This window comes from Gordonia sp. p3-SID1431 (genome assembly GCF_025143765.1).
Classification (GTDB): domain Bacteria; phylum Actinomycetota; class Actinomycetes; order Mycobacteriales; family Mycobacteriaceae; genus Gordonia; species Gordonia hongkongensis.
In genome coordinates this window covers 10,255-23,200 of sequence record NZ_JAMBDT010000016.1, presented here as the reverse complement: position 1 = coordinate 23,200, position 12,946 = coordinate 10,255, and the positions used below count along the sequence as shown (strand labels likewise).

The window sequence follows — 12,946 nt, the reverse complement described above, 5'->3', positions numbered from 1 at the left end:
GACGCCACCGACCGCGGTGCGGTTCGGTGGCGTCCGAAGGCGTGCTGAGCGTCAGGCGTTGTCGGCGTTGCCCTTGCGCCACACCGACCACGGGATGTTCCAGTCGCCGAGACCATCGGTGCCCGACAACGTTCCGCCTGTGGTGTTCTTCACGATGACCGGGTCGCCGCGGAGGGTGTTCTCCATGACCCACAGCGCGTTCTCCGGGCTCAGGTTCAGACAACCGTGACTCGTATTGGTGTTGCCCTGCGCCCACACCGACCATGGTGCGGAGTGGAAGAAGATGCCGCTGTAGGACATCCGGGTCGCGTAGTCGACCGGGGTGCGGTAACCGTTCGACGAATTGACCGGCACGCCGTACGTCGATGAGTCCATGATGATGTGGTCGTGCTTGTCCGAGACCAGGTAGATGCCGTAGGTGTTGACCGCGACCCGCACCTTGGTGCCCGGCTTCCAGTACTCCGCCGGCCGCCACCGCACCTCGCTCGGGCTGATCCAGTAGAAGGCCCCTTCGACCGGAGGGTCGGTGGTGATCCGGATGGCGCGCTGCGCCGCACGACGATCCGCGATCGGCTCGTCGAACTTCACCGCGACCGGCTGTCCGATACCGACGGTCTCGCCGGGACTCGGTGTCAGATACGCCTGCGTCAGGTTGTTGGGGCTGCTCGTGGTGAAGGTGACCTTCTTGGTGACCGCACCACCGATGCCCACCGCGTCGGTCTCCAGGGTGTAGGTGCGGTTGTAGCCCAGGGCCTCGTTGCTGACCCACACCGTGTCGTTGTCGGCGAGGGTGCCCTTGACGGGGGTGCCGTCGGACTTCTTGATCAGCACCCGGCTGATGGTGCCCTCACTGGTCTTCACCTTGATGGGCGCACCCGGCTGCACGCCGACGGCGTTGTCGTTCAGGGGACGTTCGGCCCACTCGGTGATTTCGAGACCCGGCTTGAGCAGATCGTCGAAGAGACTCGAACTGCTGACGTTGTCGGAGTACGACGCCTCCTGCGTGCACGACGTCACCAGCGCGACGATTGCCAACATCACACCGCTGATGATCAGCGGCATCCGCCGAGTACGACCGATCCCCATCTCACTCCCGCCTGTCGACGCCCCGACCCCGAACCGGTCGGTCACGCTGCCTCGCAACCTTGAGAACACTGCACACCCCGAATCCGAAACGGACATTCCGAACCCCGATGTCGCGGACCAGTGTACGAGAAATCGGACCGAACGCTTCGGCCGTCATCCATTCGAGCGGCGTGTTGCGCACCCGAAACGCCGAACGTTCATCTGCCGTTCATCGACCACCGGCCGCGGTCGAAACCGTCTGAGACGCCACAAGACGCCTCGCTCGATGCGAGGCGTCTTGAGTACTCTGTGCGCCATCAGGGACTCGAACCCCGAACCCGCTGATTAAGAGTCAGCTGCTCTGCCAATTGAGCTAATGGCGCTTGGCGGTGCGAGATGGAACCTTACAGGACCCCCGCGGCAGAAGTGAAATCGCCTGGTCGGAGCGGCTTCTGCCGTTCGACGGGCCCGTGCGGACGAGGTCGCGCCGCCGATTGCTGGATCAGCGGGTCATCGCGAGGCGACCTTGCGGACGACGACGAGCAGGACCAGGGCGCCGACCCCGGCGAGTGCGTACTTCACCGCAGGCGTCTGCAGTGTCGCGAGAGCCTTCGACTTGGCGTCGTCGGCGAGCCGCTGGGGGTTGGCGCGCTCGGCCAGCGCGTCGAGCGTACTGGCGAGGTCCTCACGGGCCTTGGCGATGTCCTGCTCGATACGTTCGGTATCTCCGGCCACGTTGCATCCTTCCGGCGCTTCTCGTTGGTCTTCTCACTTCCCGGCCGCCGCACGACCTCTCGGCGCCGGGGACGAACCGCCAGATGGCAGCGTCTCGATGCTACGACATCCCGGCATCCGGGCATGTCGCCATGCACTAGCCTGGCTCTCATGGCTGAGACCACCACCCGACTGTCCGTGGGCGACACGGCGCCGTCGTTCACGCTGCCCGACGCGAACGGCGACCCGGTCTCGTTGTCGGACTACGCCGGCCGCAAGGTCGTCGTCTACTTCTATCCCGCGGCGGCCACCCCGGGGTGCACCAAGCAGGCGTGCGATTTCCGCGACAACCTCGGCGAGCTGAACGAGGCCGGGATCGCGGTCCTCGGCATCTCCCCCGACAAGCCCGCGAAGCTGGCGAAGTTCGTCGAGACCGAGGGCCTGACGTTCCCGTTGCTCAGCGACCCGGAGAAGAAGGTGCTCACCGAGTGGGGCGCATTCGGGGAGAAGAAGATGTACGGCAAGACCGTCACCGGCGTCATCCGGTCGACGTTCCTGGTCGACGCCGACGGCACGATTGAACTCGCGCAGTACAACGTCCGGGCCACCGGACACGTCGCCAAGCTGCGTCGCGACCTGTCCGTCTGAGCCGACCCCGATGCCCGAGTCCGCCGAACCGCTGGTGCCGCGCAAGCGGCCCACCCAGGAGCGCAGCAAGCGCAAGTTCCAGGCGATGCTCGAAGCAGCACGCGAGCTGTTGATCGACGTCGGGTTCGAATCGCTGACCTGCGAAGAGATCGCGACCCGGGCCGAGGTCCCCATCGGCACGCTCTACCAGTACTTCGCGAACAAGTACGTCATCGTGTGCGAGCTGGACCGCCAGGACACCGTCGACGTCCGCGAGGAACTCACCGCGTTCTCCTCCGAGGTGCCGTCCCTGGAGTGGCCGAGCCTGCTCGAGAAGTTCCTCGATCACCTGGCGGCCCTGTGGCGCACCGACCCGTCGCGGCGGGCGGTGTGGCTGGCCGTCCAGTCGACACCGGCGACCCGCGCCACGGCGTCGCTGAACGAACGGGTGCTCGCCGAACAGGTCGCGCGGATCATCGCGCCGCTCACGCCGTCGCAGCGCGAACGCCGCGAGATGATGTCCCAGGTGCTCGTTCACACGGCCTACTCGCTCCTGAGCTTCTCCGTACAGGACGGCCACGACCACGACGAGACCGTCGCCGAACTCAAGCGGATGCTCGCGGGCTATCTGCTGCTCGAGGAGTCGACGACGGTCTGAGAGCCGCGCGGGGCTACCTGCCCTCGAGGATGGCCACCGCCGCAGCGGTGTCCCCGTCGTGGGTCAGCGACACATGCACGGTCGTGTCGCGCAGATGCTCGCCGATCTCGCCCGACAGACGGATGGCCGGACGGCCCCACGTGTCGGTCACGACCTCGATGTCGCTGTGCCGGATCAGCGGCAGCAGCGGCGACCGCGAGAAGCGGCTCACCGACCACGCCTTCACGACCGCCTCCTTGGCCGCCCAGCGGGCGGCCAGATGCCGGGCGTCGTCGCCGGTCCCGGCGGCCGAGTCCCGACGCTCGCCGACCGTGAACCGGTCGGCGAACGTCGTACCCGGCTGCCGGAGCTGCTCGCCGAACTCCGGGATCGACACGATGTCGATTCCCACACCGAGAACGCTCATCCCTTGGTAGTCGCTCGCGCCATTCGCCTCACCGGGTGTCACCGACCACCCGCCACCGGCTCACCGGCGACGTAGACGTCGGCGCCGTCCAGACGGGTCTGCGGATCGAGGAGCATGCCCGCCTCGGCGTCGTGCTCGTCGACCGACTCGTCGAAGCGACGGTTCGGCGGACGCTGGTAGGCAGGCTCGCCACCGCAGATCGACTGCAGGAAGCGCTGACTGCCCTGGCGGGTCCGCTCGTCGGCGCGCTGACGATAGGCATCGCGCTGCTCCGGGTTCAGCGAGGCGATGAACGCCTCCGGGTGCACCACCGCGATCAGTCCGGACACGTGACCGAAGCCGAGGCTGGTCAGCAGACCCGCCTTGAGCGGGAACCGCTCGCCGAGCTGCAGGGTCTCCCGCGGCCAGACCAGGTGCGGGTACTCCGCCATCTTGTCGTCGACACAGTCGAGGCTGCGGTTGGGCGGGATCACGCCGTCACGCAGGATCTGGCACAGGCCGATGAGCTGGAAGGCCGCCGCGCCGCCCTTGGCGTGACCGGTCAGCGACTTCTGCGACACCACGAACAGCGGTGCGCCCTTGCCGCGGCCGATGGCCGCCGCGAGCCGCTCGTGCAGTTCGGACTCGTTCGGATCGTTCGCCTTGGTGGAGGTGTCGTGCTTGGACACGACCGCCACGTCGTCGGCGCTGACGCCGAGCGAACCGAGCGCACGTGCCAGCGGCGAGGACAGCGAACCGCGAGCCGCGCCCAGGGCACCGAGACCCGGAGCCGGGATCGAGGTGTGCACACCGTCGCCGAAGCTCTGCGCCCACGCGACCACACCGAGCACCGGCAGACCCATCTCGGCCGCGACATCGCCGCGGGCGAGCAGGATCGTGCCGCCGCCGGCCGACTCGACGAACCCGCCGCGTCGGCGGTCGTTGGCACGCGAGAACCGGCGATCGTCGATGCCGCGCGCGGTCATCTTCGCCGAGTCGGCGGTCGCCGACATCGCGCCGAAGCCGACGATGCCCTCGATACCCAGGTCGTCGAAGCCGCCCGCCACCGCGAACAGCGCCTTGCCGAGGCGGATCTTGTCGACGCCCTCCTCGACCGACACCGCTGCGGTCGCACATGCCGCCACCGGGTGGATCATCGCGCCGTAGCTACCGACATACGACTGGACCACGTGTGCCGCAACGATGTTCGGCAGGGCCTCCTGCAGGATGTCGTTGGCGTTGGCCTCGCCCAGCAGGGTGTTGACGTACAGGTCGCGCATGGAGGTCATGCCGCCCATACCGGTGCCCTGCGTGTTGGCGACCAGACCGGGGTGCACCCAGCGCATCAGTTCGCTCGGCGTGAAGCCCGACGACAGGAAGGCGTCGACCGTGGCCACCAGGTTCCACAGGGCGACCCGGTCTATCGACTCGACCATGTCGGGGCTGACGCCCCAGCGGGTCGGGTCGAAACCGGTCGGGATCTGCCCGCCCACGGTCCGGGTCAGCGCGAACTGACGCGGGACGCGGATCTCGGTGCCCGCCAACCGGGTGACCTGCCAGTCGCCGTCGGCGTTCTGCGTGACCCGGGTCTTCTCCGGGTTGGCACTGGCGAATGCTCGCGCCTCGGCCTCGGAGTTGACCGTGAAAGTCAGGTCCTCGTCGACGAAGACCGAGGTCAGCAGCGGCGAGGTGTTGTCGACCATCGCCCCGTCGTCGGCGTAGCGGCGGATACCGCAGCGGGCGACGACCTCGTCGTGGTACCGCTCGGCGATCTCGCTCTCCGGCACCGGGTCTCCGGACGCGGTGTCGTACCAGCCCGGCTTCGGCGCCGAATCCCAGTGCACCAGTCCGGTGTTCCAGGCGAGCTCGAGAACGCCTGCGGCCGAAAGCTTCTCGTCGACCTCCATCTCGAAGCGGGTGCGGGCCGAACCGAACGGACCGAGCTCGCCGGCACCCACGATGACCACGAGGTCCTCGGGTCGGGCGTCGATCGACGGCCACTGCGGACGCATCGCCTTCGGGGCGCGCGCCGGTGCCGGCAGCGCCGCGACGGTCGTCGCCGACTCCTCGTCGGCGTCCGCGGACTCCTCGGCGGCCGCCGCCGCGGTGGCCGCGAGCGCCTTGAGGTCGGTCGAGCTGTCCAGGCCACCGGTGAAATCGGCCAGGATCGGCGCACTGACCGCGGCCGACCGCTGCTCGGGGCTGCACAGGGTCAGCAGGTTCGCCGCCATCTCGTCGGTGCTCCAGGTGCGCACACCCGCCGCCTCGACCGCGTCGACCATCCCGTCGTTGTGACCCATCAGCCCGGTGCCGCGCACCCAGCCGATCAGTGCGTGGGCGAGTGTCGTCTTGGAACCCCAGGACTCCTCGGCCGACCAGCGCTGTACGAGCGCGTCGAGCGAGGCCTTGCTCTCGCCGTAGGCACCGTCGCCGCCGAACATGCCGCGGTTCGGCGAACCGGGCAACACGACGTGCACGCGGGCGGCGATGTCGTGATCGGAATGGGCGTCGGCGAGACCGCCGATGAGCCGCTCCACCGACCAGAGGAGCACCTTCATCTCCAGCTCGGCGCGACCGCCGGCGTCGGTGAGATCACCGGCGACCCGAGGTGCGGCGAACGGGAACAGCAGCGTCGGCTTCATCGCCGGCTTCACCACTGCCGTTGTGCCACCGAGGTTCTCCGTCTGCTCCCCCGCGATCCAGCCGACGAGGTCGTCGACGTCGGCGTACGACGCCATGTTCGCGGGAGCGATCCACAGCGCGGCACCGGCCCGTGCGTTCTCGCGGTACAGCTTCTTGTAGAAGGCGAGACGGTCGGAGTTCAGGCGCGACGTCGTGGCGATCACGGTCGCGCCACCGGCCAGCAGCCCGGCGACCACGCCGGCGGCGATCGACCCCTTGCTGGCACCGGTCACCACGGCGATCTCGCGGCTGTAGGCACCCTTCTCCGGATTCTCCGCAGCGTGCGCGATCGCGCCGAAGACGCGGCCGTGCACGGCGTTTCCGTTCGCGAGGGCCTTGCCCTGCCACCAGGTGGCGTGGTCGGCGACGGTGTCACCGGCTCCGGCGAACCCGCCGACGATGGTGTCGAAGTCGGCGTCGAGGTCCTGCTCGTCGGTCAGCCAGAGTCGGACGAGATCCTCACGGGCGGTTGCCCACCGGTCGTCGATGAGGACGACCTTGGCCGCGTCGAAGGCCGGCGCCACGGTACGGGCCCAGTCCGACCCGAGTTCGGCGCTGACCAGCTCGGCGAGCTCGGCATTCGGGTCGGCCGCGGCCTCGGCGAGATCGGCGACCTCGGCGAGTCCGAGCTTGTCCAGCAGGGTGTACGCGGCCGAGGCCAGCGCGCCGGACCGGCCGGTGATCTGCTCGGTGAACTCTCCCAGCGCCGCGGCGTCGACCGTTGCGCCACCACCGGATTCGGCGGCCGGCTTGCCGACCGGGATGCCCTTGACCGCACCCACCGCGGACACGGCCTTGTCGATGAGGGCGTCGAGGGAATCGGTGTTCGTCAGCGGGCCGTCGAGCAGATTGCCCAGCGCCTCGCCGCGGACGGACGCGCCGTCCCTGGTGCCCAGCGCCAGCGCGACCGTGGTGTGCAGACCCCACCCCGGACCCAGCTGCCAGACACCCGACACGCGGTCGGTGATGTAGTTCTGGCGCTTGCCCAGCGGGCCGAGCACCTTGCGGACCTGGTCGCTGACCGCATCGGTGAGCACCGCACCCAGCGGCCGGTAGCCACGGGCGAGGGTCTCCACGGTCGACGACAGCGCGGCCATGTCGGCTTCGGCGGCACCGTCGATGGCGCCGAGTCCGAGCTCGCCGCCGATGTCGAGGAGCAGCTGGTTACGACGCGACGACACACCGTCGCAGAGCGCCTCGATCGTGTCCGCGGACCCGATCTGGTCGACGCGCATCTTGGTCCACAGCGCGATCACGGACTTCACCGCATCCGACGGCGTGAACGCGATGTCGTCGGGACGCGGGCCGCCGGCGGGTGCCGCCGGTGCCGCGGGAGCAGCAGGCGCGGGCGCCGCCGCGGCGGCCGGAGCCGCGTCCGCCGACGTCTCGGCCGCTGCGGGAACGTCGAGCTCGTCCTCGTCGGGCTCGTGCCCGGCGTCCTTGGCCAGGATCGTGTCGGTGTCGCGCTCGACGTTGAGCACCTCGGTGGTGGCCGCGGCGTAGTCGTCGAGCTTGAGGGTGTTGGTGGCCAGACCCGACAGCGTCGGGGCGCCCTTCAGACCGATCTCGACGAAGCGCTGGACTCCCAGCCCGTTCCGCTCGGGACCGCTGAACAGCAGTTCCTGGGTCTCGATCCACCGCACCGGGCTGGCGAACTGCCAGGCGAGCAGCTCGATCAGGATCACCCGGGCCAGTTCGTTCGGGGTCGCCTCCCAGGCGTCCCAGTCGGCGAGGACCTCGTTCAGCGGATCCGACGGCACCAGCGCCGCGATCTCCTCGACGAAGTCGCGTCCGAGGTTGAACAGGCGCGGCACCAGGTTGGGGATGTAGCGGCCGATCAGGATGTCGATGTCGATGTCGGCGGGCAGCAGCTCGGCGAGCTTGCCGCGGAACTCCGGGACCCCGGCGCGCAGCACGCTCGAGTGGAACGGGACGTCGATGCCCGGGATCAGGATGAACGCGCGCTTGCCCCCGAACTCCGCACGCCGCCGGTCGATCTCGGCCTCGAGCAGTTCGAGACCGCGAACCGTGCCGGCGATCGCGTACTGCGAGCCGAGGAGGTTGAGGTTGACGACCTCCAGGAACTCGCCGCCCGCGGCGCCCACGCCGGACACGAAGTCGGTGACCTCGGCGTCGGCCAGACCGAACTGGCTCGGCCGGATGGCGGCCATCCGATAGTCACTGCGCCCCTGTGCATCTCGCGGGACGAGGTGATGCATGGCCTCGCCGCGCTGGAACACGACTTCGAGGACGGCCTCGAGCGGGAGGACGCCGGCACATGCGGCGAGCGCGTTGTACTCACCGACCGAGTGACCACACGTGATGGCACCCTCGACGAAGCCACCGGACTCCTTGAGCTCGGCGATCTGCGCGACACCGAGCGTCGCCATGGCGACCTGGGTGAACTGCGTCAGGTACAGCACGCCGTCGGGGTGGTTGTAGGTGGTCCCGTTGGCGACGAGCGTCGTCGGGTTGTCGCGGACCACGGCGAGGATCGAGAAGCCCAGCGCCGCACGGGTGTGCTTGTCGGCACGATCCCAGATCTTGCGGGCGGCCTTCGACCGCGAGCGGGCGTCGAGTCCCATGCCCTTGCTCTGGATGCCCTGGCCGGGGAACGCGTAGACGGTCCGCGGCGCGGCGAGCAGACCGGTCGCGCTCATCACGAGGTTGTCGCCGACCTTGGCGCTGACCTCGACGACCTCGCGGCCGTTGTCGAGACCCACGCGGTCGACGCGCACCGAGATGCGGTCACCGAGCCGGACCATGCCGAGATAGCGTGCGGTCCAGCCGATCAGCGGACGAGGCGACGGCGTCGGATTCTTCGCGTCGGTCGCGGTGACGACCTGCTGCGCGGCGGCCGACAGCCACATCCCGTGGACGATCGGGTCGCCGAGACCGGCCAGCTTCGCGGCTGCGGCGTCGGTGTGGATGGGGTTGCGGTCACCGGACACGACGGCGAAACCGGTCATCCGGTTCGGCGCGGTGATGGTGGCCGTCCGGAGCAGCTTGCGGGTGGCCGACTGTTCGGCGGCGGGTGCACCGCCGGCCCGGGCCGGGTCGGTGAGCTCGGCGGCGCCCAGACGCCCACGGATCGCGAAACGCTCCTCGAGCGTCGCGATCGGGCCGGCTGGTCCGGCGATCTCCACCGTGACCTCGACGACACGACCGACGTCGGCATCCCGGACCGCGCCGGTCCGTGCGGTGACGGTCAGTTCGGTTGCGGTGGCGGGGATCTCCCCGGTCAACGCGATCGCGTGATCGAGGTGGACCAGGTCGAGCAGACCCTCGACGACCGGGTCACCGGAATCGGTGCGGGCGGCGCCGATGACGCTGAACACGCTCGGCCAGCACGCGCCGACCAGGGTGTCGGGCACGGCGAAACCGAACGGGTCGGTCGGGGTGGTCGGACGCAGGTGCGGCGGCAGGGAGAACCCGGTCACCGCAGCGTGATCGGCGACCGAATCCGGCTGCCAGGAGACGGTCGTGACCGACACGCCGTCGGTCACCTCGGCCAGGCTGCCGCCGGCGGCCACGGTGAGGATCTCGCGCATCGCGGTCGACGCATCGTCGAGGCCCACCAGCGGCGAACCACCGTCGCGCAGGCTCCCGCCGGCCAGCAGTGGGATACGCACGGAAGCGCCCGAGATGGTGACGACGAGGTCGAAACGGGTGGCGTCGGAGTCGGCGGAGACCTGCTCCAGGACGGCGCCGCTGACGGCGTGTTCGGCCCGCTCGGGTCCGACCACGGTCCAGGCGTCGCGATCGCCGAGCAGCGCGATCGGGCTCGCCACGATCCGGCCGGCCCAGCTGACGTCGTCGGACTCCAGCACCGAGGTCAGCACGCCGGCTTCCTCGGCCAGCCCGGCACGGTGCCGGGAGGCGACGGCGACCGGGCGCTCCCCGGCGGCCTGCAGATCGGACGCGACCCGGGCCTCGAACCGATCGAGCAGTTCACCCACGGGCTCGTCGACGCGGGTGATGCCCGCGACGGCGACCGGCCCCGGGATGACGCAGACGGCGTCGGCGCCGTAGCGCGGGTCGTGGGCCTGCCACAGGGAGTCACTGCGCCACCAGCGGCGCACGTCCTTGTCGATCACCGGCACGAAGTTGACGGGCTTGCCGGGGGTGCGGCACAGCTCCAGGAAGAACGCGACGTCCGCGGGATGCAGGATGTCGGTGTCGATCTCGGGGTACACACTGCCGAGCGCGTCGATCGCGGCATACGCATCGGCGGCGGCGGTGACCTCGGCGAACATCGTCGGGATGGGCCCCGAGTCCTGCGGGTGCATGCGCGCCTCGGTGCGCTGCAGCATCTCCACGAAGCGCTGCTGCCAGGTGATGTCGGCCCACGGGACCTGCTCGCCGCGGGCGTCACCGACGGCCAGCGCGGCGTACCGGTCGAGCCACTCGCGGTAGGTCATGGTGGCGACGTCGCCGAAGTACGGCTTCGCGGTGTCGGCCATCGCGGCGATGATCTCGTCGCGGCGGGCGGCCACGGCGTCGGCGTCACCGGCGACCTCGTCGAGCAACCGGCCGCAGCGCGACGCGGTGTTGTCGACCTCGTGGATGTCGGCGCCGAGCTGCGAACGGCCGGAGGCCATTCCGGCGGTGGCGTGACCGGCACCGATCCACTCGTCGATGCCGGCGGTGTCGACGAGGAGCTGCTTGACCTCGGGGGTCGTCGTCGCTTCCTTGGCCGCCATGGCGGCGGTGCCGATGAGGATGCCGTCGAGCGGCATCGTCGGGTAGCCGTAGCCGGCCGACCAGCTGCCGGTGAGGTATTCACTGGCGCGCTCGGGTGTGCCGATGCCACCGCCGACGCAGATCACGACGTTCGGGCGGGCGCGGAGCTCGCCGTAGGTCGCGAGCAGCAGGTCGTCGAGGTCTTCCCACGAGTGGTGGCCACCGGCGCGGCCGCCCTCGATCTGCACGATGATCGGGTGATGCGGAACCTCGGCCGCGATGCGCACGACGGACCGGATCTGCTCCACGGTGCCGGGTTTGAAGGCGACGAACCGGAGTCCGGCCTCGACGAACTCGTCGACGAGCGCGACCGCGTCCTCGAGTTCGGGTATGCCCGCCGAGACGATGACGCCGTCGAGCGGGGCTCCCTGCGCGCGGGCCTTCTGCACGATGCGCTTGCCGCCGAGCTGCAGCTTCCACAGGTAGGGGTCGAGGAACAACGCGTTGAACTGCGCCTCGCGGCCCGGCTCGAGCAGATCGGTGAGCGTGGCGATGTTGCGCGCGAAGATCTCCTCGGTGACCTGGCCGCCACCGGCCAGCTCGGCCCAGTGTCCGGCGTTGGCCGCGGCGGCGACGATGGCCGGGTCGACGGTCGTCGGCGTCATGCCGGCGAGCAGCATCGGCGAACGTCCCGTGAGGCGGGTGAAGGAGGTCTCGACGACGGTACGGCCGTCGGGCAGCTCGACAAGGGTGGGCGCGAACTGCGACCAAGGGGTCGCGACCTCGGGCACGCCGCCGGGGCTGAACAGGTTGCGCTGTCCGACGCGCAGGGCGGCGGGCACCAGGCCGACGCCCTGCCCGCGGACCAGTGATGCGGTGAGACGGGTCGCGATGTCCCCGGGACCGAAGTCCAGGACCCACTTGGCGCCGCCGGCCACGATCGAGTCGACCGAGGCGACCCAGTCGACGTGCCCGACGAGGATGTCGTGGGCGTGGCGGGTGGCGAGGTCACGGTCGATGCCACAGCGGTCAGCCCACTGGTCGACCAGCTCGACAGCCTCGGCCATCGCCGGGTGGTGGAAGGCCACCGACACCTGCAGGTGGTCGAACTTCGGCGCGAACGGCGCCCCGCCGGTGAGCTTGCGCTTGCGCTCGTCGGCCTCGGTCGCGGCGACCCGCTCACAGAGGGCGGCGAACGCGGCGAGGTGCCGCGGTGCCCCGGACAGCACGACGGCGGTGCGGCTGTTCTTGATGGCGACCACCGGGGCGGTCGTCAGATCGTTGTCGGACAGGCCGGCGCGGTACTGCGCCAGGATCTCGTCGACGCGAGCCGGGCTGACGTTGGTGAGTGCGAGCATCGGCGTGCCGTCGGTGGTGACACCCAGCCCGCGGCGACGCGCGGTCAACGAACCGGCGGCGCCGATGAGGTGCGCGACGGCCAGCAGCAGGCCCTGACCGGACTCGGCGATACGGCCGTCGGCGCCCACCGCATCGGTGGCCAGCGAGCCCTGGGAATGCCCGACCACGGCCTTCGGCGGGAGCACGGCGGTGTCCAGGCCCTGCTTGCGGAGTGCCTCCACGGCGGCGAGCTGGGTGAGCAGCACACCCGGACCCGAGAGGGTGAAATCGGCGAGAGTGGCCTCGGCGGGCACGTCTTCACCTGCGTCGTGCGCGTGCACCCAGGTGAGCGGGTGGAACCCGGACACCCGTGCCACGACGAGTTCGTCGGCAACCGGCTCGACGAGCCGTTCGGCGGAATCGACGATGGTGGCGACCCGGTGTTCCAGGTCGGCGTCGACGACCAGCTCGGTCAGCGTGGGCAGCCATGCGCCGCCCTGCCCGCCGAAGCTGATCGCGTATGGCTCGCCCTGCGTGAGCCGCTCGATGAGCGTGGTGGTGGGCCGTTCTGCGTTGGCGGCGCCCTGCGAGCCGGAGCGGAACTGGTCGACGGTCACGGATACTCCTCTGTGGTGGTCGGTCTCAGAGTGTGGATTTGCGGAGTGCGTAGGTGCGGTGCAGTAGATGTCTGTGGGTGTTGTGCGGTTGGTCTGCGAGTCGCTGCGGCGCGAAAAACGCTGTCGGCAGCGGCCTTTCCGTGCGCTGACGTGATCGGTCTCGCCGCCGTCGCGCAC

6 protein-coding genes and 1 tRNA gene are annotated in these 12,946 nt (G+C 69.9%); 2 read left to right on the top strand and 5 right to left on the bottom strand.

The features are described 5' to 3' along the window. Nucleotides 1–51: 51 nt before the first annotated feature. The 3 genes from M4D77_RS06345 to M4D77_RS06335 all read right to left on the bottom strand — a co-directional run bounded on the left by M4D77_RS06345 (nucleotide 52) and on the right by M4D77_RS06335 (nucleotide 1,800). Nucleotides 52–1,062, bottom strand: a complete 1,011-nt coding sequence (locus M4D77_RS06345) for an Ig-like domain-containing protein (protein ID WP_259935814.1) — start codon at nucleotides 1,060–1,062, stop codon at nucleotides 52–54. A gap of 313 nt (nucleotides 1,063–1,375) precedes the next feature. Beyond that, nucleotides 1,376–1,448 (bottom strand) — tRNA-Lys (locus tag M4D77_RS06340). A 127-nt stretch (nucleotides 1,449–1,575) separates the two neighbouring features. After that, nucleotides 1,576–1,800: a DUF3618 domain-containing protein gene (locus M4D77_RS06335; protein ID WP_058250014.1), complete on the bottom strand. Its 225-nt coding sequence runs from the start codon at nucleotides 1,798–1,800 to the stop codon at nucleotides 1,576–1,578. Between the two features lie 150 nt (nucleotides 1,801–1,950). Here M4D77_RS06335 and bcp point away from each other — a divergent pair, with 150 nt between their 5' ends. Together bcp and M4D77_RS06325 are read left to right on the top strand one after the other, a co-directional pair. Further along, nucleotides 1,951–2,427: a thioredoxin-dependent thiol peroxidase gene (bcp, locus tag M4D77_RS06330; protein WP_259935793.1), complete on the top strand. Its 477-nt coding sequence runs from the start codon at nucleotides 1,951–1,953 to the stop codon at nucleotides 2,425–2,427. 10 nt (nucleotides 2,428–2,437) lie between these two features. Further along, nucleotides 2,438–3,064, top strand: coding sequence for a TetR family transcriptional regulator (locus tag M4D77_RS06325; protein WP_055474733.1), 627 nt, complete (start codon nucleotides 2,438–2,440; stop codon nucleotides 3,062–3,064). A 13-nt stretch (nucleotides 3,065–3,077) separates the two neighbouring features. On the opposite strand, the gene M4D77_RS06320 is transcribed toward M4D77_RS06325, so the two are convergent. Both M4D77_RS06320 and M4D77_RS06315 read right to left on the bottom strand, forming a co-directional pair. Further along, complete coding sequence (locus M4D77_RS06320; RefSeq protein ID WP_055474732.1) at nucleotides 3,078–3,470, bottom strand: holo-ACP synthase; 393 nt, start codon at nucleotides 3,468–3,470, stop codon at nucleotides 3,078–3,080. 38 nt (nucleotides 3,471–3,508) lie between these two features. Further along, nucleotides 3,509–12,769 (bottom strand): type I polyketide synthase, encoded by a 9,261-nt coding sequence (locus M4D77_RS06315; RefSeq protein ID WP_259935792.1) that lies wholly within the window; start codon nucleotides 12,767–12,769, stop codon nucleotides 3,509–3,511. Nucleotides 12,770–12,946 lie beyond the last annotated feature (177 nt).